Source organism: Micromonospora fulviviridis (assembly GCF_014648395.1).
GTDB classification, from domain to species: Bacteria; Actinomycetota; Actinomycetes; order Mycobacteriales; family Micromonosporaceae; genus Micromonospora; species Micromonospora fulviviridis.
Window position 1 is genome coordinate 70,404 of the sequence record NZ_BMRA01000012.1, and the last position, 18,662, is coordinate 89,065.

The following is an 18,662-nucleotide window of genomic DNA, read 5'->3' on the forward strand; positions in this document are numbered from 1 at the left end:
CTCACTGCTTCTCCTGCCAGCGCTCGGTCAACAAGCCCTCCGCCCCGATCCCGGCCACCAGGTGGCCCCGCCACCGCTCGTCGGCCGTCGGGAAGTCCTCCCGCCAGTGGCAGCCCCGGGTCTCCCGGCGGGCGTACGCGGCGGCCACCAGGGTCGACGCCACGGTGATCAGGTTCGTCGCCTCCCAGTCGGCGGTCCGCGGCACACCCCGGGCCTGGCCCACCTCGGTGAGGGTGGCGGCGGTGTCGGCGAGGGTCGGCGCCGACCGGAGCACCCCCGCGCCCCGGGTCATGGCCCGCTGCAGGGCGGGCGTCGCCCCCGCCGGCACCAGCCAGCCCTGGCCGCCCACCCAGGCGCCGGTCTCCGCCGGCTTCGCCTGCTCGGGCAGCCCGGCGGCGATGTCCTCGGCGATCCGGCGGGAGAAGACCAGCCCCTCCAGCAGCGAGTTGCTGGCGAGCCGGTTGGCGCCGTGCACGCCGGTGCAGGCGACCTCGCCGCAGGCGTACAGGCCGGGGATGGAGGTGCGGCCCCGCAGGTCCGTCCGGACGCCACCGGAGGCGTAGTGGGCGGCCGGGGCGACCGGGATCAGGTCGGTGGCGGGGTCGACGCCGATGGCCAGGCAGGAGGCCACGATGGTGGGGAAGCGCCGGGCCAGGAAGTCGCCGCCCAGGTGGCGGGCGTCCAGCCAGACGTGGTCCGCGCCGGTGGCCAGCAGCACCCGGTGGATGCCCTTGGCCACCACGTCCCGGGGCGCCAGTTCGGCCAGCTCGTGCTGGCCCACCATGAACCGCTTGCCGTCGCCGTCGACCAGGTGGGCGCCCTCGCCGCGCAGCGCCTCGGAGACCAGCGGCTGCTGGGCGAGGCCGGCGCCCGGCTCACCGGCCGGCACGATCAGCGCGGTGGGGTGGAACTGCACGAACTCCACGTCGGTGACCGCCGCGCCGGCGCGCAGCGCGAGCGCCACCCCGTCGCCCGTGGAGACCGCCGGGTTGGTGGTGGCCGCGAAGACCTGCCCCATCCCGCCGGTGGCCAGCACCACGGCCCGGCCCAGGATGGCCCCGACACCGTCCTCGCTGCCCTCGCCGAGCACGTGCAGGGTGATCCCGCAGGCCGGGCCGAGCCCGTCCGGCCCGTCGCCGGGGGCGCGCAGCAGGTCCAGCACCAGGGCGTGCTCGACCAGCCGGATCCACGGGTCGCGGCGCACCGCGGCGTGCAGCGCCCGCTGCACCTCGGCCCCGGTGGCGTCGCCCCCGGCGTGCACGATCCGGTCGGCCCGGTGGCCGCCCTCCCGGGTGAGCATCAGCGACCCGTCCGGGTTGCGGTCGAACTCCGCCCCGATCCGCATCAGCTCGCGCAGCCGGGTCGGGCCCTCCTCCACCAGCACCCGCACCGCCGCCGGGTCGCAGAGGCCCACGCCGGCCACCTCGGTGTCGTACGCGTGCGCGGCCGGCGTGTCCGCCGGGTCGAGCACCGCGGCGATGCCGCCCTGCGCCCAGCGGGTCGAGCCCTCGTCGATGTTGACCTTCGTGACCACGGTGACGTGCAGCCCCGCCTCGCGCAGGTGCAGCGCGGCGGTCAGCCCGGCGACCCCGGACCCGACGACGATCACGTCGGTGGTCTCCACCCAACCGGGTGCGGGCGCGGCGAGCAGCCGGGGCAGGGCCGGCAGGTCGACGGTCGGAAGGTCCATGAGCACAGTCAACCCGAAGGCCCCTCATCCCGGGCGGCGGGGGCGGGACGAGTGGTTTCGGCTACCTCGTCCGTACCGGCAGGCCGGCCGGGCCGGCACCCTTGAGCGAGGCGGTCACGGTGCGGTCGCTGAGCCAGAGGTAGCAGCGCACCCCCCGGTCGCCGACCACCCACCGGCCCGCGCCGGGCGGGCGGACCACCACGCCGCTGCGGAATCGCAGCGTCGGGTCGTCGGGCACGCCGGCGTACCTCGCGAGGACGGTGTTGCAGCCGGTGTAGAGGGGCGCCCAGTCGGCGGCCTTCTTCGGATACGGGCGGTCCGGCGCCGCCCACACTCCGACGAACTCGGCGTCGTGCGGGGCGCGGCAGTCGACCGGGATGAGGGTCTGCACCCGCCGGGCGTCCCGGCCGGTGCGCTGGCAGCCCAGCCGCAGCGGCGACGGCCCCTTGAGCGCGTCACGCAGGCTGCCCGTCCGGGTCACCACGGTCGCCGCCGCCTCGACCGTGGTCAGCTCGGTCAGGTCGCAGCGGTACCAGCGGGAACCGGCCGCCCAGCCGGGGCCGGTGGGCAGCGCCACGGCCAGCCGCAGCCGGCCGGCCCGCCAGTTGTCGCCGACGTAGCCGCCGGCCCGGGTGTCGCACTCCGCGAAGGCGGCGCGCAGCTCGGCCGAGCCGAGCGTCGGCGGGGCCGCCCGCTCGACGGTGAACGCCCCCACGTGCACCGTCTCCACCCGGTGCGGCAGGTCACAGCCGACCGGGTCGTAGCCGGACAGGCCCACGGTCGGGGTGAAGTCGCCGACCTGGCAGACGCCGGCCGCCGGGGTGAACGGGCCGGCCACCGGCAGGGCGCCCCAGTCGTCGGTGAGATCGCCGTCCAGCCCGCCCGGCGAGGCACACGCGGCCAGAAGCGCCCCCGCAAGCAGCGCGGCGACGAGAACCCCCAGCGCACGGCGCATCGCGGCCTCCCCCAGGCGAGACCGTCAACCCGACGGTCCGCCCAGCGTAGCCGAAAATGACCTTCTGGTAACAGACCGCGCTCGCCCCGGCCCACCACCCCCCGATCTTGCAGTTGTGACCCCCGGGCAAATGGGGCAGATGGGGTCAGTTCAGGGTGGCGGCCAGCGGGTTGGGGACGGGGGCGCCGGCGGTGCCGGGGGCCGCCGTCGTCGGGTCGGCGGTCAGGTCGACGACCTTGTTGTCGGCGTCGACGTGCACCACCCGGGGCTGGTACGAGCGCGCCTCGGCGTCGTCCATCTGCCCGTACGAGATGAGGATGACCAGGTCACCGGGGTGCACCAGGTGCGCCGCGGCGCCGTTGATGCCGATCACGCCGCTGCCCCGCCGCCCCGGGATCACGTACGTCTCCAGCCGGGCGCCGTTGGTGATGTCGACGATCGCGACCTGCTCGCCGGGGATGAGGTCGGCGGCGTCGAGCAGATCCTCGTCCACGGTCACCGAGCCGACGTAGTGCAGGTCGGCCTGGGTCACCGTGGCCCGGTGGATCTTCGACTTGAGCATGGTCCGGAGCATCGGGGTGCCTTTCCGAAGGGATGTGGTGGGGTCAGGAACGCGGGGCCAGGTGGAGCGCCGTGTTGTCGATCAGGCGGGTGGCCCCGACCCAGGCGGCGATCAGCAGCCGCGCCGGGCCGGAGACCGGGCCGGGCTCCAGGTCGGCGTCGGTGAGCACCAGGTAGTCGAGGCGGGCGCCGGGCGTACCCGAGTCGAAGCCCCGGTGGGCGGCGGCCAGCACCGCGCCGGCGTCCGCGCCCTGCTCGGCGGCCTCGACGCCGGCCCGCAGCGCGGCGGAGAGGCTCAGCGCGGCCGCCCGCTCCTCGGCGGACAGGTAGCGGTTACGGCTGGACAGGGCCAGGCCGTCCGGTTCGCGAACGGTCGGCACCCCGACGATCTCCGTCGGCACGTCCAGGTCCCGGACCATCCGCCGGACCAGGGTGAGCTGCTGGTAGTCCTTCTCGCCGAAGAAGGCGAGGTCGGGGCGGGTGAGCTGAAGCAGCTTCATGACCACGGTGAGCACGCCGTGGAAGAAGCCGGGGCGGCTCAGCCCCTCCAGGTCCTCGCCCAGCGGGCCCGGGTTCAGCCGCACCTTCGGCTGGCCCTCCGGGTACATGTCCGCCACGGCGGGCGCGAACACCACGTCCGCGCCGGCCCGCCGGCAGATCTCCAGGTCGGCGTCGAGGGTGCGCGGGTAGCGGTCGAAGTCCTCGTTCGGGCCGAACTGGAGCGGGTTCACGAAGATCGTCACGACGACGTGGTCGGCCCGCTCCCGGGCGGCCCGCAGCAGCGTCTCGTGCCCCGAGTGCAGCGCGCCCATGGTCATCACCACGCCGACCGTGCCGGTCAGCGCGTCCCGGGCCGCCGCGAGCTCCTTGCGGGTGTGCACCAGCTCCGTCATCAGCAGCGCCTCCTCGGTTCGCGACTGCGGGGCCCGCATAACCGGCTCACTCCTCGCGCTCACGCCGGCACCTCGATCCCGTTCAGGACGTCCAGCAGCGGCGCCGCGTCGGCCGGCCGCAGCCGGCCCGCCGCGATCGCGCGATCCGCCGTCCGTCGAGCCAACGCCAGGTAGGGGGGCACGGATTCCGGCGCGGTCGCCGCCAGTCGCTCCAGGTGCCGGCGTACGGTGCCCGCGTCGCCCCGCGAGACCGGGCCGGTGAGCGCGTCGTCGCCGAGCCGCAGCGCGTTCTCCAGGGCGGCCCGCAGCAGCGGGGCGAGCACCTTCTCCGGCCGGTCCACCCCGGCGTCGCGCAGCCGGTCGGCGGCCTCGTTGACCAGGGTCACCAGGTGGTTCGCGCCGTGCGCCAGCGCCGCGTGGTAGAGCGGCCGGTCGCCCTCCGCCACCCACTCCGGCACGCCGCCCAGGTCGGCCACCAGCCGGGCGGCGAACGCGCGCAGCTCGGCCGGAGCGGTCACCCCGTAGGAGATACCGGCGAGGCGGGTCAGGTCGTCCGGCGTACCGGTGAAGGTCATGGCCGGGTGCACAGCGAGCGGCCGGGCGCCGACGGCGGCCGCCGGGGCGAGGACGGCCAGCCCGTGCGCGCCGGACGTGTGCGCGACCACCTGGCCGGGGCGCAGCGCGCCGGCCTCGGCCAGGCCGGCGACCACGCCGGCGAGGGCGTCGTCCGGGACCGCCACGATCAGCAGGTCGGTGGCGGCGCGCGACACGGCGGCCGCGGAGCGGGTCGGGGTCTGCGGCAGCAGCAGCGCCATCCGGGCCGTGGTGGCACCGGAGGCGCCGGCGGCGGCTACCACCCGGTGGCCGGCCGCGGCGAGGGCCGCGCCGAGCACGGCGCCGACCCGGCCGGCACCGATCACGCCGACCGTGAGGGTGCGCGGGAAGACGAGCGGGGCGTCGGCGGCCCTGGGCGGGGCGGCCGGACGCGAACGCAGCGGTGCGCTCATGGCAATCGATCCAGTCCTCGGAGGGGGTACCGGTCGATCGCAAGTATGCGCCGGGGTCACGGAGCCGAAACAAGCATGTGTGAAAACCTTCACCGGCCGTGGCGAAGGGGTTTCAACAGCCGATCGGGGTGTGCCTCCGGACCCGCTAACCTGCCCTCGTGCCGAACCGGGTGACGGTGGACGACGACGGGGTCCGGACCGGGGGCGGGCCCGGCTTTCCCTGGTCCGAGATCGTGTCCGTGGGGCTCTGCGTCCTGGTGCTGCCGCCCGAGGGCCAACGCTTCCGCTACCTGGACGTCAGCCACGTGTCCGGCGAGTTCCTGGAGCTGAACGAGGATCTGGACGGGTGGCGGGAGGCGGTGGCGGCCGTCGTGGCCCGCTCCGGGCGGCCCGCGCCCGACCTCGACGCCGTACCCCCGGACGGCTGCGTGGAGATCTGGCCGGCCCGTACCGTCGGCGGGTGACCTCCAGCGAGTGGCTGCCCTGGCGGGTGGCGATGGACCGGGCGCTCTACGGGCCCGAGGGCTTCTTCGTCTCCGGCGCGGGGCCGGCCGCCCACTTCCGCACCAGCGTGCACGCGTCCCCGGTGCTCGCCGCCGCCCTGCTGCGCCTGCTCGACGCCGTCGATCGTGCGCTGGGTCATCCGGCGCAGCTCGACGTGGTGGACGTGGGCGCGGGGCGGGGTGAGCTGCTGCGGGCCCTGCTCGCGGGGGTCTCCGGAGAGCCCGCCGGCCGGCTACGCCTCACCGCCGTCGAGCGGGCCCCCCGCCCCGAGGATCTGCCGGCGGAGATCGACTGGGTGAACGAGATCCCGGACGGGACGACCGGCGTCCTGCTGGCCACCGAATGGCTCGACAACGTCCCCCTGGACCTGGCCGTGCCAACCGAGGATGGCTGGCGCTACCTCCTGGTGAACCCGACCTCCGGCGAGGAGTCGACGGGCGACAAGCTCACCCCCGACGACGCCGCCTGGCTCACCCACTGGTGGCCCACCCCCGCCGACGACTCCTTGGTCAACACGGTCCGGGGCCGGGTGGAGATCGGGAGGGCGCGGGATGAGGCGTGGGCCTACGCCCTGGGGCGCCTCGATCGGGGGGTTGCCCTGGCTGTGGACTACGGGCACCTGCGCGGGGACCGGCCGGTTGGTGGGACGTTGACCGGTTACCGGGGTGGGCGGCAGGTGGCGCCGGTGCCGGACGGGTCGTGTGACGTGACGGCGCACGTGGCCGTGGACTCGGTCGCCTCCGCCGGTGAGCGGGTCGCGCGGTGTGCGTACACCCTGGTTTCGCAGCGGGAGGGGTTGCGGGCCCTCGGGGCCGACGGGGGGCGACCGCCGCTGAGCCTGGCCTCCCGGGACCCGGCCGGCTACCTGCGGGCCCTGGCCGCCGCGTCGGCGGTGGCCGAGCTGACCGACCCGGCCGGCCTCGGCGGGCACTGGTGGCTGCTGCAACCGGTCGGCGTCACCCTCGATCCGCTCATGGCACGATGACGGACATGACCACCGACGCCGGCGACCTCCGCGAACTGACCGTCGGCACCGGGGCCGGCGGGGAGCAGCTCGGCACCGACATGGTGCTCAACATCGGGCCGCAGCACCCGTCCACGCACGGCGTGCTCCGGCTCAAGCTGGTGCTCGACGGCGAGCGGGTGGTCTCCGCCGAGCCGATCGTCGGCTACATGCACCGGGGCGCGGAGAAGCTCTTCGAGGTCCGCGACTACCGGCAGATCATCGTGCTGGCCAACCGGCACGACTGGCTCTCCGCCTTCTCCAACGAGCTGGGCGTGGTGCTCGCCGTCGAACGGCTCATGGGCATGGAGGTGCCGGAGCGCGCGGTCTGGCTGCGGATGGCGCTCGCCGAGCTGAACCGGGTGCTCAACCACCTGATGTTCCTCGGCTCCTACCCGCTGGAGATCGGCGCGATCACGCCGATGTTCTACGCGTTCCGCGAGCGGGAGACCATCCAGGCGGTCATGGAGGAGGTCTCCGGCGGCCGGATCCACTACATGTTCAACCGGGTGGGCGGGCTCAAGGAGGAGGTGCCGGCCGGCTGGACCACGCGGGCCCGGGCGGCGATCGGCGAGGTCCGCCGCCGGATGCCCGACCTGGACAACCTGATCCGGCGCAACGAGATCTTCCTGGCCCGCACCGTCGGGGTGGGCGTGCTGTCGGCCGCCGACGCCGCCGCGTTCGGCGCCTCCGGGCCCGTCGCCCGGGCCTCCGGGCTGGACCTGGACCTGCGCCGGGACGAGCCCTACCTGGCGTACGACCAGCTCGACGTGCCGGTGGTCACGAGGACCACCGGGGACTGCCACGCCCGCTTCGAGGTGCTGCTCGACCAGGTGTACGCCTCGCTCGACCTCGCGGAGCAGTGCCTGGACCGGGTGGACCGGCTCACCGGGCCGGTGAACACCCGGCTGCCCAAGGTGGTCAAGGCGCCCGAGGGGCACACCTACGCCTGGACCGAGAACCCGCTGGGCATCAACGGCTACTACCTGGTGTCCCGGGGCGAGAAGACCCCGTGGCGGCTCAAGCTGCGCACCGCCTCGTACGCGAACGTGCAGGCGCTGGCGACCCTGCTGCCGGGCTGCCTCGTGCCGGACCTGATCGCCATCCTCGGCTCGATGTTCTTCGTCGTCGGCGACATCGACAAGTAGCGGCGGCCGGTCAGCGCCAGCGGTCGGTGGCGCGGGCGCCGCCGGCCCGGGGTGCGTCGTCGCGCGGCGGGTAGCCGTAGCGGGCCGGCTCGGGCTCGACCTGACGCCACTCGGGCTGGCCGCTGCGCTGCGTCGGGGGCCGCCACTCGTCCGGCACCGGCACCCCGCCGACCGGGAGCGCCGGCCGGCTCTCCTGCGCCCAACCGGAGCCCGGCTCCCCGTGGACGGCCTGGCCCCGGACGGACGCCCAGCGGTCCTCGACCCGGTACTCGGTGCCGCCGCCGTCGGCGTGCACCGCGGCCCGCCGCTCCCCGACCCGGATCTCCCGGCCGTGCTCGTCGTCGCGGACCGCGGCCCAACGGTTGCCCGTGCGCAGCTCCGACCAGTAGTCCCCGTCCGGATCGTCGGCCACCGCGCGACCGGACTGCTCGGCCGGCGTCCAGGCACGGGCGCCCGTGCCCGCCCATCCTTCGGCGGCCCGCTCGCCGTAGCCGCCCCGGTCGCCCTGATCCGACCAGCCGCCCTGGTCGGTCCGATCGTCCCGCCCCGACCAGGCGCCCTGCCCGGTGCGGGCGGGCTCGTCGCGGTCGGCGTTCCAGTCCGCCTCCTCGCGGCCGCCGGGCCCCGCCGGCCAGGGCCGGTCGTCGGCCGGCCCGTCCTGGCCGGACCGCCAGGCCCGGTCGTCGGCCCGTCCGTCCTGGCGCCAGGAGCGGTCGTCCGCCGGCTCCCCGGCCCAGCCGTGGTCGTCGTCCTCCCGTGCCGACCAGCCCCGGTCCTCGCCGGACGCCCGGCCGACGCCCGCCCACGGGTGCTCGCCCCCGGGGGCGCCGGCCCAGGAGGCGTCGTCGCGGTGGCCGGCTGACCCGGACCAGGCGCGGTCGCCGCCCTGGCCGGACACCGAGCCGCCGGACCGGGATCCCTCGGCCGGACCGGACCAGCCGCCGCCGACCTGGGCGGACCAGGAGCGCTCGTCCCGACCGGGCCGGGCGCGGTCGTCGTCGGAGTCCCGGTACCCGGCGCGGGGACGATCCTCCGGCTCCGCGCCGCTCCACGAGCGCTCCTCCGGCGCCGGGGACCAGCGGCCGGCGTACCCGCCGTACCGGGTGCCCGCCGGGTCGGCGCCGCCGTCGACGATGGTGTGCCGGGTGGTGACGTGCACGGTCTCGGTGTGGTGCACCACCCCGACCTGCCGGGGCTCCGGCCGGACCTCCGGCTCCGGGGCGCGCGGCGCGCCGTAGACGCCGGACTGCGGGCGGTCGGCACCGTAGACCCCGGGCTGTGGGCGGTCCGCGCCGTAGACCCCGGGCTGTGGGCGGTCCGCGCCGTAGACCCCGGGCTGTGGGCGGTCCGCGCCGTAGACCCCGGGCTGTGGGCGGTCCGCGCCGTAGACCCCGGGCTGTGGGCGGTCGGCGCCGTAGCCGGGGCGGTCGGTGGCGGGGTCGGCGCCGTACCGGGTGCCGGGCTGCGGCCGGCGGGCCGGCTCGTCCTCGTCCCGGGCGACGGGCTGGGCCCGGCCCGGCTCGCTGCGGGCGCGCCCCTCGTCGTACGGCTCGGCGAGCACCCGGGCGCGGCCACCGGCCGGCTCCTCGGCGGCGGGCGTGGCGATGCCCGCCGCGGCGGCGATACCGGCGGCCGCGGCGTCGAGCCGTCGACGCATCGCGGCGACCGACTCCTGGGTCCGCTGGACCTGGTCGAGCGCCTGGTTGCCGCGCTGGGCGGCGGCCACGATCTCACCGCGCAACTCCCGGCGGAGCTGCTCGAGTTCCGCGCGGATCTCGTCGGCGCCGGCCGCGCCGCCGCCGCTCTCCGCGCGCAGGGCGATGGAGAGGCCGATCAGCACGACGGCCAGGATCGCCAGCACGGCGCCGAACCGGAGCGGGCCGTTGCCGTCGGCGACCAGCAGGATGAGCGCCGCCAGTGGCGCGAGCGCCACACCGATCCAGAACAGGACGGTCAGCAGCGCGGGACTGCGGTTTTCGGCGGGGGCGACCGAGGCGGGCATGGCTGAGCAGACTACCGAGAGTTGCCCCGGTAGGGAACGGGCCGAAAGCATCGATGTAAAAGCCGGTGACCAGGACTTCCCGTCCGGCCCCGGCGGCCTGCCCCGCTGGCGTCGGCGGGCCGGGGCGGCCCGCCGACGCCAGCGAGGGTGGTCAGCTTGCGGCGAGCGCGGCGTCGGAGGAGAACACCAGGCCGACGCTGGCCGCGCCGGTCTTCAGGGCGTTCTTGGTCTGCGGGCCGCCCGCGTCGAGCGAGCTGAACGAGCCGGCCTTGAAGTCGTAGACCTCGACGAGGCCGGCCTGGCACTTCGGCCGCTGCGGGCACTCCGGCGGGCCGGCCAGCACGGTGGCCGTGCCGGAGCACTTGGCCGCCAGGTCGGAGAGGGTGGCGACCTGGTACTTGTCGGCGAACGCCTTGGTGACCGCGAAGGCGTTCTGGTCCTGCGCCTGGGCGGGCTGGCCGAAGGTGATGCCGACCTTGTCGCCGGCCGCCTTCAGCGCGCTGACCGTCTTGTCCAGCTCGGGCGAGGAGACCGGCTGGGCGTCCTTGCCGTTGGCCTTGGTGTTGAGGAACTCGGCCATGGTCGCCGCGTACTCGGGGACGACCTGGACCTGGCCCTTCTCCAGGGCCGGCTCGTAGAGCTCACGGTTGCCGATCGTCTGCACCTTGACCTCGTAGCCGGCCGCGGTGAGCGCGATCTTGTAGAGCTCGGCGATCGTCTGGCTCTCGCTGAAGTTGCCGGCGCCGACCGTCACCTGGCCGCCCGGGCCCTTCTCGACGCCGTCGGTCACGCCGTTGGCGTCGGCGAACTCCTTCGCGGCGACCTGCGGGGTCTTCCGGTCGACGTCGACCGCCCGGTTCAGCTCGATCAGCTTCGGAGTGTCGAGCTTCGCGGAGACCTTGTCGAGCGCGGCCACGAGCTGCGGGGTGGCCGCCTTCGCGTTGACCGCGGGGATGACGTTGTCGGTGTTCTGGAGCTTCTTGTCATCGGTGAGGACGACCAGCTTGTCGCCCGCCACCGGGGCGCAACCGGCCCCGGAGGCGCCCTTCTCGGGCGCGTCGGTGCCGGAGGAACCGGCGTCGCCGCAGCCGGCGAGGAGGCCGGCGGTGAGGACGCCGAGCGCCCCCACGGCCAGGGTGGTACGTGCGCGCATCAGTGCCCGCCTTCCGTGTCCCGGCGCGACCCGTCCGGGCCGGCCGCGTGTCCGACGGGCGATCCGATCGGCCGCCCGCGAATTCCAGCCAATATCCTCCGGCTCGGACCGACAAACTCCGAGCGGGTTTCGTCACGCGATCGTCATCGGGTCGATTCAGCCGCCCGCCGTGGCGTCGGCCGCACGGCGGTTCGCCGCCCGCCGGGCCCGGCGCAGCGGGCGCGGCGTGACCACCCGCTCGACCACCGCCAGCACCCCCTCGACGAGCAGCGCCAGCCCGGCCACCAGGACGCCGCCTGCGACGATCTGGCCGCCTCCGGCCGCGATGTCCAGCCCGAACCCGGCCCGGATGATCTGCCCGAGCCCGCCGCCGTTGACGAAGGAGGCCAGCGCCGCCGTGGCCACCACCTGGACGGCGGCGGTGCGGAACCCGGCCGCCAGGTAGGGCACCGCGAGCGGCAGCTCCACCCGGCGCAGCACCTGCGCGCCGGAGAGCCCCATCCCGCGCGCCGCGTCCCGGGCCTCCGGGTCGGCCTGCCGCACCCCCGTGTACGCGTTGGCCAGCAGCGGCGGCACCGCGAAGACCGCGAGCGCGACCACCACCGCCGGCCGCCCGAAGCCGAGGAAGGTCAACGGCAGGATGGTCAGCAGGGCCAGGGTCGGGACGGCGAGGGTGACGTTGGACACCAGCAGCACCAGGCCGCCGCCCCGGCCGGTGTGCCCGAGCCAGAGCCCGACCGGCCAGGCCACCAGGCAGCCGAGCAGCACCGCCAGCGCGGACATGCTCAGGTGCTCGCCCAGCCGGTCCAGGATGCCGCCCGGGTTCGACCAGTTGAGCGGGTCGTTGAGCCAGACGACCGCCTGCTGCACCGGGTTCATGAGCTCCGCCCGCGCAGCCAGGGGGTGAGCAGCCGGCCCACGGCGGCCAGGATCAGGTCGAGCACCAGCGCCAGCAGCACGCAGAGCACGGTGCCGGTCATGATCTGGGCCTTGTAGAAGTTGTTCTGGAAGCCGGCGAAGATGAGCTGGCCGAGGCCGCCCCGGCCGACCACCACGCCGACCGTGACCAGCGCCACCGTGGAGACCGTGGCCAGCCGTACGCCGGTGAGGATGCCGGGCAGCGCCAGCGGCAGTTCGATCCGGAACAGCCGGCCCCAGCGGCCGTAACCCATGCCCTCGGCGGCCTCCCGTACCTCGGGTGGCACCTGGTTGAGCCCGGCCAGCGCGTTGCGCACGATGACCAGCAGCGCGTACAGGGCCACCACGGTGAGCACGGTGATCGCGCCGATGCCCAGGTAGGGGGCGAGGAAGGCGAACAGCGCCAGCGACGGGATGGTGTAGAGCACACCGGTCAGCGCCACGATCGGGGCGGCCAGCGACCGGAACCAGTACGCCGCCACCGCGAGCGGCAGCGCCACCAGCGCCGCGATGAGCACCGCCCGGGCGGTCAGCCAGGTGTGCTCACGCAGCGCGGCCAGGATCGTGTCAGAGTTGTCCCGCACGTACTGCCAGGAGAACCACGGGTTACCGGGCGCGGCCCGGTAGCTCAGGTGGAGGGACACACGTGGACGTTACCCCGGACGCCGGACACGGCGCGGCCTCGATCACCCTGGAGCGCATCCGCAAGCGCTATCCCGACGGCACGGAGGCGGTGCGGGAGCTGAGCCTGGAGGTGAAGGCCGGCGAGCTGGTGGTGCTGATCGGCCCCTCCGGCTGCGGCAAGTCCACCGTGCTGCGCATGATCAACCGGCTGATCGAGCCCACCGACGGGCGGATCCTGCTCGGCGACGACGACGTCACCCGGGTCGACCCGGTGACGCTGCGCCGCCGTATCGGGTACGTCATCCAGAACGTCGGACTCTTCCCGCACCAGACCGTCGCCGCGAACGTGGCCACCGTGCCGGGGCTGCTCGGCTGGCCCCGGGAGCGGACCCGGGCCCGGGTGGAGGAGCTGCTGGAGCTGGTCGGTCTCGACCCGGGACAGTTCGGGCGCCGCTACCCGCACGAGCTCTCCGGCGGGCAGCGGCAGCGGGTCGGGGTGGCCCGGGCGCTCGCCGCCGACCCGGTGGTGCTGCTGATGGACGAGCCGTTCTCGGCCGTCGACCCGATCGTCCGGACCCGGCTCCAGGAGGAGTTCCTCCGGTTGCAGGCCGAGGTCCGCAAGACCATCGTGCTGGTCACCCACGACCTCGACGAGGCGGTCCGGCTGGGCGACCGGATCGCGGTGCTCTCCGAGGGCGGCCGGCTGGAGCAGTACGACACCCCGGCGGCCCTGCTCGGGTCGCCCGCCTCGCCGTTCGTCCGCGAGTTCGTCGGCGCCGACCGGGGCATCCGTCGGCTGGCGGTCACCCCGGTGACCCGCGAGGTGCTCGACCCGCTCCCGGCCGACGGCGGTGCCGACCTGCCGGTTGTGCCGCTTGGCGGTTCGGCGTACGACGCGCTGGGTGGGTTGCTCACCTCGGGCGCCGAGCACGCGGTGGTCACCGACGACGGCCGGCCGGTCGGACTGCTCAGCCGGACCCGGGTGCTGGGCCTCGGCGTACTGGACTGAGCCGGCAGGGCCGACGGGTTCTGGCGTCAGGCCCGGCCACCCAGGCTGGCCAGGCCGACGATCCAGCCGGCGAAGAAGCCGTAGGTGACCCCGGTGCTGGCGCCCTGGAAGGCGGCGAAGAGCGAGCCGTGCGGCCCGAGGAGGGTGGCCAGCAACGCCGTGCAGCCGGCGGCCAGGGCGTAGGCGCCCCAGCCGGAGAAGAACTGGCTGCCCGAGCTCTCCACCCGGGCCACCTGCGGGCCGGGCAGCAGGTAGAGCAGCGCGGCGGCCAGCACGAGCAGCAGGATCGCCCGCAGGTTGGTGGCGAGCACGCCCTGCGACGGGTCGTCGGCGTGCAGCCGCCAGGCCGGCCAGGCGAGCAGCCGGAGGAACCAGCCGCCGGCCCCGGTCGGGTCGGTGTGGTCCTGCACCCAGCCCACGTACATCGGGCTGCCGCAGACGGCGACGAGCAGGAGCGCGGCGAGGGTGCCGGTGCCGGCGGCCGTGCCGTACGCGCCGACGGTGCGGGGGCGGTTGGTGAGGGCCATGGAGCGGTCAGTTCCCGGCCCACCGCGCCGGGCAAACCTGCGCACCCGGTCCACCGCCGAGGGTCGGCGGGTGGTCATCGCTCAGTGCTTCAGCAGGTAGTCGATGAAGGCGGCGCGCAGCAGCGGCGTGGACTCCTCCTCTTCGTAGCCGTGCCCGGTCATCTCCCGCCAGAGGGCGTTGGCCTCGTCGATGATCGGCCCGATCGAGTTGGGGGCGCCGTCCAGGACCGCGGCCTCGTCCGCGTTGGGCATGTGCCGCAGCACCGACCAGAAGAACTCGACGTCGCGGCGCTCCCGGGCCAGGTGGAACGCCTGCTCGCGCAGTTCCTCGGTGGAGAGCTTGTCCAGCTCGTCGAAGGTACGGCCGCCGGGGGCAGGAGTCTCCGTCATGCCGCGAGCCTAACCGGCGAGATCAGCTCCGGCCCGCCGGACGCGACGCCGGCGACGGACGGCCCCGGTCAGCGGTCCCCGGCGTCCCAGCGGCGCGGCTCGCTCTCCCAGCGCGGCGACTCCCACGAGTCGACGGTGTCGGTGTCCCGCACGGGCAGGACCGACGGCCAGGCGTCGGCCGGCTCGGGCGACGGGGTCAACGCCCACCCGGTGCTGATCGTGCCGTCGCCGCTCGGACCGGCCGGCACCCCACCCGGCGGCGTCGGCCGCGGCCGGCCGAACGTCTCGACCAGCCGGGTGACCAGCAGCCCGGCCCCGAGGGTGGCACCGCCCACCGCCCAGCGGCTGATCGTCCAGTCCTGCGTCACGGCCCAGGCCAGGAAGACCTCCACGGCGCACACCGCCAGCAGGGTGCCGAAGATCCCGCCCCGCCGGCCGTACGCGCTGGTGCCGCCGAGCATCACCGCACCGATCGCCAGGACCGACCAGTCGAACCCGCTGCCGGGCGCCACCGGGCCGTCCCCGTTGGCGGCGATCAGCACCCCGCCGAGCACGGCCAGCACGGTCGAGGCGATCAGCGCCAGCGCGGTCACCGTGGCGGCCACGCCACCCCGCCGTCGGGCCGGGTCGGCGACCGGCCGGAACCGCCCGACCAGCCGGCGGACCGGTTTGATCACGCCGAAGAGCCCGCCGAGGACGGCCACCGCGGCGAAGCCGACGAAGAGGTAGAGGGCGGTGCGCCGGGGGTCGTAGTCGCCCTGGACCGCGATCGGGGTGGTCCGCCGCTCGATGTACACGATCACGCCCGCCGCGCCGGCCAGGCTGGCCGCCCAGGCGGGCACGTGCAGCACCACGACGGCCAGGGCGAGCGCCAGCCCGCCGAGCGCCGCCACCACCAGTGCCGGGAGCAGCGCCTCGCGCACGCCGCGGTCGCCCTGCTCGGCGAAGTGCAGCGCGGCGGCCAGCGCGACCGGCCCGATCGCCAGGTTCACCGCGGCGGCCCGCAGGCTGAGCCCGGCGGCCAGGGTGAGCAGCCCGAGCCCGGCCACGTCGACCAGCAGCGTCTTCAGCGCGCCGCCGCGCAGCGCGTCCGCGTCCTCGCGCCAGAGCAGCCAGGTCACCGCGGCCAGCCCGGCCAGCAGCAGGAACTCCCAGACCACGTGCACGGCGATCCGGTCCCGGCCGGGTTCGCCGTGGGAGGGGTCGTCGAAGACGTTCTCCAGCACCGCCGCGGGCACGCCGGACGACGTCTCCACCGGCGCGATCCGGCCCGTCTCGTCGTACCCCATGGCCCGCGCCTCCCACTCGGCCGGCCGTGCGGTCCGACGCGCGGGCGGACCGGCGGCGGCCGTTGCTCTCCGGTCGCCAGGCACGGTACCTGCGGGGGGAGGTGCTGGGAACCCCCGGATCAGAGCCGGCCGCGCGGGGTCTCCCGGTCGCCGGGCTCCCGGTCCTCGTCGTCCTCCTGCTCGGGCACCCGGCAGGACCGCTCCAGCCAGAGCGCCGCCGCGACCAGGGCGAGCGAGGCGAGCAGCCCGGCACCGCCGGCCGGCCGGTCGCCCACCGCGGCGTTGGTCCGCTCGACGAAGAGCCAGGCGGTCAGCCCGGCGTAGAAGCCGGCGAAGATGGCCCCCGCCAGGGCGGACGCCTTCGCCAGCACCACGAACCGGGCGACCAGCAGCGGGTTCACCGGGTCCCGGCCGGGGCGGCGCTCGATCCGGCCGCGGGTGTTGACCGCCGCGTACGCCTCCAGCACGGCCAGGCCGGCCAACGTGACCACCGGCAGCCAGGGCAGGTCGGGGGCCACCTCGTAGTAGAAGGTGCTGATCAGCAGCCAGGCGAGCGCGGCGGCGGCCAGGGCGGCCACCACCAGGGTGGAGATCCGGGTCGGACCCATCCGGAAGCGGTGGGGGTCGCGCGGGGACTGGGCCTGGCTCATGCCGTCCGGCTCCACAGCATCATGTGTCCGACTCTAACGTCAGATCGGGGCGCGGACCGAGTTCCAGCGCGTCGGAGGCGAGCGGCTCGGCGTTGAGCAGGTCGGTGAGCCAGCCGTGGCCGGGCAGCCGGCCGTGCGGCTCGATGTCGATCCACGGCCGCAGCACGAAGGCGCGCAGGTGGGCCCGGGGGTGCGGCAGGGTCAGCTCGGGATCCGCGCTGAGCACCGGCTCCCCGGCCGCGTCCCAGACCGCGATCACGTCCACGTCGAGGGTCCGCGGCCCGTACCGCCGCTCCGGGTCGCGGGTGCGCCCGGCCGCCGCCTCGGCGGCCCGGGCCCGCGCCAGCCAGTCGCGCGGGGTCGCCGCCGGGTCCCCGACCAGCACCGCCGCGTTGAGGTACGCGGGCTGGTCGGCGTCCCCCCACGGTGGAGTCTCGTAGACGCCGGAGACCACCAGCACGGTGTCGCCGAACGAGGCCACCGCGGCGCGCAGGTGGGCCAGGCGGTCGCCCAGGTTGCTGCCGATCGACAGGACGGCCCGGCTCACCGGGTACGCCGCATCGTCACGGCCACGTCCCGGAAGGCGTGCGGGATCGGGGCCTCCGGCTTGTGCACGGTGACCGTCGCGGCGGCGACCAGCGGCTCGGCCAGGCAGACCGCGAGGAGCCGGTCGGCGAGCGTCTCGATCAGGTTGACCGGCTCGCCGGTGACCACGGCGACCAGCTTCTCGGCCAGCTCGCCGTAGTGCACGGTGTCGGTCACCTCGTCCGAGCGGGCGGCCGGGGCGAGGTCGAGTTCGAGCACCGCGTCGACCACGAACTCCTGCCCCTGGGCGCGTTCGAAGTCGTAGACGCCGTGCCGGCCGTGCGCGCGCAGGCCGGTCAGCTCGATCCGGTCGGTCAATGCTCCCCCTCGTCGGTGGTGGGCCGGGCCAGGCGCGGGCGGCCGGTGGCCCGCCAGACGGCGAGCGCGTCGGCGGTGGCCCGGACGTCGTGCACGCGTACCCCCCAGGCGCCGGCCGCCACGGCGAGCACGCTGGTGGCCACGGTGGCCGCCTCCCGCTCCGCGGTGGGGCGGGGGTTGCCGTCCGGGTCGGCGAGCAGCCGGCCCAGGTAGGACTTGCGGCTCGACCCGAACAGCAGCGGGAAGCCGAGGTCGACCAGCTCGGGCAGGCGGGCGCTCAACTCCCAGTTGTGCGCGGCGGTCTTCGCGAAGCCCAGCCCCGGGTCGACGATGATCCGGTCGGCGGCCACCCCGGCGGCCAGCGCCTCGTCGACGCGCCGGCTCAGCTCGGCCCGCACGTCGGCCACCACGTCGGTGTAGCGGGCCAGGTCCCGCATCTCGCGCGAGTGGCCCCGCCAGTGCATGAGCACCCAGGGGCAGCCGGCGTCCCGGACCACCCGGGCCATGTCCGGGTCGGCGAGGCCGCCGGAGACGTCGTTGACCACGTCCGCGCCGACGGCGAGGACCGCCTCGGCCACCCGGGCCCGGCTGGTGTCGATGCTGACCGGGATGCCGGCGGCGCTCAGCTCGCGGATCACCGGCAGCACCCGGGCGATCTCGGTCTCCGCGTCGACCCGGTCGGCGCCCGGCCGGGTGGACTCGCCGCCGACGTCGACCAGGTCCGCGCCGGCCGCCCGCAGTCGCACTCCGTGTGCGACGGCGGCGTCGAGGTCGGCGTATCGGCCGCCGTCGGAGAAGGAGTCGGGCGTGACGTTGAGGACGCCCATCACCACCGGGGTCTCCGCCCGTACCAGATCGGTCACGGACCCGACAGTACCGGTCGCCAGCAGGGCTTCCGGCGGCCCGGGCGACCCCGGCGCACGGCACCCCTGACGTGGGGATTGGAACAGGTGCACGATCGGTCGTCGGGTCCGTTCCGGGTCGACTCTTCGCGGGTTGTCGCAAAGGTGGCCGGGCCGTACGCTTTGGAATTGCCCAGCATCGAGATGGCGAAGCCTGGAGGGAGGGCCTAAGCGGGACGAATCCTCCCAATGCTCACCACCCTGCGTGGTGGGTGACGAACGCAGCGTCGTCGACGCTGTGTGGAACGAGCACCATCCCGCCAGGCTTTGCCCACGTGCACCACCGCGGCGCCGCCGGCCGCGACCTTGGGGAGGTTTTCCAGTGATCGCCATCGAGCTCATGGGGACGGCGTCCGCCGCCGTCGACCACGCGCTCCACACCCTGGCGTCGACTCCACTCGCCGAGCCGGCTCCCAAGGGCATCGACACCAACGGTGTCGTCTCCTTCTTCGCCAGCAAGATCGCGCCGATCCTGCTCGCGGTGCTCGGCGTGATCTTCATCGGCCGGGCCAGCCGGGGCGAGATCTCCAAGGT

The 18,662-nt window shown here is 75.3% G+C and carries 20 protein-coding genes and 1 pseudogene; 5 read left to right on the plus strand and 16 right to left on the minus strand.

Going from position 1 to position 18,662, the window contains the following annotated elements; genetic code table 11:
- Position 1 precedes the first annotated feature (1 nt).
- The 5 genes from IEY96_RS27070 to IEY96_RS27090 all read right to left on the minus strand — a co-directional run bounded on the left by IEY96_RS27070 (position 2) and on the right by IEY96_RS27090 (position 5,106).
- Entirely contained in the window at positions 2-1,690 is a 1,689-nt protein-coding gene (locus IEY96_RS27070; protein WP_189197640.1) for an L-aspartate oxidase, read from the minus strand.
- A gap of 61 nt (positions 1,691-1,751) precedes the next feature.
- Positions 1,752-2,645: a septum formation family protein gene (locus IEY96_RS27075; RefSeq protein ID WP_189197641.1), complete on the minus strand. Its 894-nt coding sequence runs from the start codon at positions 2,643-2,645 to the stop codon at positions 1,752-1,754.
- Between the two features lie 145 nt (positions 2,646-2,790).
- The gene (gene panD, locus IEY96_RS27080; RefSeq protein ID WP_189197642.1) at positions 2,791-3,219 is read right to left on the minus strand and encodes an aspartate 1-decarboxylase; all 429 of its coding nucleotides are present in this window, start codon (positions 3,217-3,219) and stop codon (positions 2,791-2,793) included.
- Positions 3,220-3,250: 31 nt separating this feature from the next.
- Positions 3,251-4,099: a pantoate--beta-alanine ligase gene (panC, locus tag IEY96_RS27085; RefSeq protein ID WP_189197757.1), complete on the minus strand. Its 849-nt coding sequence runs from the start codon at positions 4,097-4,099 to the stop codon at positions 3,251-3,253.
- Between the two features lie 59 nt (positions 4,100-4,158).
- Positions 4,159-5,106 carry a Rossmann-like and DUF2520 domain-containing protein gene (locus tag IEY96_RS27090; RefSeq protein WP_189197643.1) on the minus strand — a complete coding sequence of 316 codons (948 nt, stop codon included), beginning with the start codon at positions 5,104-5,106 and terminating at the stop codon, positions 4,159-4,161.
- A 158-nt stretch (positions 5,107-5,264) separates the two neighbouring features.
- On the opposite strand from IEY96_RS27090, the gene IEY96_RS27095 reads away from it, so the two are divergent.
- From IEY96_RS27095 to IEY96_RS27105, 3 genes are read left to right on the plus strand one after another with little or no spacing between them, the layout of a single operon-like run.
- A complete protein-coding gene (locus tag IEY96_RS27095; RefSeq protein WP_189197644.1) occupies positions 5,265-5,570 on the plus strand; it encodes a hypothetical protein in 306 nt (101 codons plus the stop codon).
- A 32-nt stretch (positions 5,571-5,602) separates the two neighbouring features.
- Positions 5,603-6,595 (plus strand): SAM-dependent methyltransferase, encoded by a 993-nt coding sequence (locus IEY96_RS27100; RefSeq protein ID WP_189197758.1) that lies wholly within the window; start codon positions 5,603-5,605, stop codon positions 6,593-6,595.
- Positions 6,592-7,761: an NADH-quinone oxidoreductase subunit D gene (locus tag IEY96_RS27105; RefSeq protein WP_189197645.1), complete on the plus strand. Its 1,170-nt coding sequence runs from the start codon at positions 6,592-6,594 to the stop codon at positions 7,759-7,761. The genes IEY96_RS27100 and IEY96_RS27105 overlap by 4 nt, the downstream gene beginning before the upstream one ends.
- 10 nt (positions 7,762-7,771) lie before the next feature.
- Here IEY96_RS27105 and IEY96_RS27110 read toward each other — a convergent pair whose 3' ends face one another.
- The 4 genes from IEY96_RS27110 to IEY96_RS27125 form a co-directional block, all read right to left on the minus strand.
- Positions 7,772-9,763, minus strand: a complete 1,992-nt coding sequence (locus IEY96_RS27110) for a hypothetical protein (RefSeq protein ID WP_189197646.1) — start codon at positions 9,761-9,763, stop codon at positions 7,772-7,774.
- 151 nt (positions 9,764-9,914) lie between these two features.
- Positions 9,915-10,916 carry a glycine betaine ABC transporter substrate-binding protein gene (locus tag IEY96_RS27115; protein WP_189197647.1) on the minus strand — a complete coding sequence of 334 codons (1,002 nt, stop codon included), beginning with the start codon at positions 10,914-10,916 and terminating at the stop codon, positions 9,915-9,917.
- 156 nt (positions 10,917-11,072) lie between these two features.
- Positions 11,073-11,795, minus strand: a complete 723-nt coding sequence (locus IEY96_RS27120; RefSeq protein ID WP_189197648.1) for an ABC transporter permease — start codon at positions 11,793-11,795, stop codon at positions 11,073-11,075.
- The gene (locus IEY96_RS27125; RefSeq protein WP_189197649.1) at positions 11,792-12,478 is read right to left on the minus strand and encodes an ABC transporter permease; all 687 of its coding nucleotides are present in this window, start codon (positions 12,476-12,478) and stop codon (positions 11,792-11,794) included. The genes IEY96_RS27120 and IEY96_RS27125 overlap by 4 nt, the downstream gene beginning before the upstream one ends.
- 2 nt (positions 12,479-12,480) lie before the next feature.
- Here IEY96_RS27125 and IEY96_RS27130 point away from each other — a divergent pair, with 2 nt between their 5' ends.
- Positions 12,481-13,467, plus strand: coding sequence for an ABC transporter ATP-binding protein (locus IEY96_RS27130; protein ID WP_189197650.1), 987 nt, complete (start codon positions 12,481-12,483; stop codon positions 13,465-13,467).
- Positions 13,468-13,493: 26 nt separating this feature from the next.
- On the opposite strand, the gene IEY96_RS27135 is transcribed toward IEY96_RS27130, so the two are convergent.
- The 7 genes from IEY96_RS27135 to folP all read right to left on the minus strand — a co-directional run bounded on the left by IEY96_RS27135 (position 13,494) and on the right by folP (position 18,089).
- Positions 13,494-13,994 (minus strand): hypothetical protein, encoded by a 501-nt coding sequence (locus IEY96_RS27135; RefSeq protein WP_189197651.1) that lies wholly within the window; start codon positions 13,992-13,994, stop codon positions 13,494-13,496.
- Between the two features lie 81 nt (positions 13,995-14,075).
- Positions 14,076-14,384, minus strand: coding sequence for a hypothetical protein (locus IEY96_RS27140; protein WP_189197652.1), 309 nt, complete (start codon positions 14,382-14,384; stop codon positions 14,076-14,078).
- 68 nt (positions 14,385-14,452) lie between these two features.
- The gene (locus tag IEY96_RS27145) at positions 14,453-15,673 is read right to left on the minus strand and encodes an ABC transporter permease (RefSeq protein ID WP_189197653.1); all 1,221 of its coding nucleotides are present in this window, start codon (positions 15,671-15,673) and stop codon (positions 14,453-14,455) included.
- A gap of 119 nt (positions 15,674-15,792) precedes the next feature.
- On the minus strand, positions 15,793-16,281 hold the full coding sequence (locus tag IEY96_RS27150) for a DUF3180 domain-containing protein (protein ID WP_373293657.1): 489 nt from the start codon (positions 16,279-16,281) through the stop codon (positions 15,793-15,795).
- 61 nt (positions 16,282-16,342) lie between these two features.
- Positions 16,343-16,870, minus strand: coding sequence for a 2-amino-4-hydroxy-6-hydroxymethyldihydropteridine diphosphokinase (gene folK / locus IEY96_RS27155; protein ID WP_189197655.1), 528 nt, complete (start codon positions 16,868-16,870; stop codon positions 16,343-16,345).
- Positions 16,867-17,226: a dihydroneopterin aldolase gene (gene folB, locus IEY96_RS27160; RefSeq protein ID WP_107078733.1), complete on the minus strand. Its 360-nt coding sequence runs from the start codon at positions 17,224-17,226 to the stop codon at positions 16,867-16,869. Before folB ends, folK begins: the two co-directional genes overlap by 4 nt.
- A complete protein-coding gene (gene folP, locus IEY96_RS27165) occupies positions 17,223-18,089 on the minus strand; it encodes a dihydropteroate synthase (protein WP_189197656.1) in 867 nt (288 codons plus the stop codon). Before folP ends, folB begins: the two co-directional genes overlap by 4 nt.
- A gap of 361 nt (positions 18,090-18,450) precedes the next feature.
- Here folP and IEY96_RS27170 point away from each other — a divergent pair.
- Positions 18,451-18,662, plus strand: a pseudogene (locus IEY96_RS27170) (hypothetical protein); the annotation flags it as partial.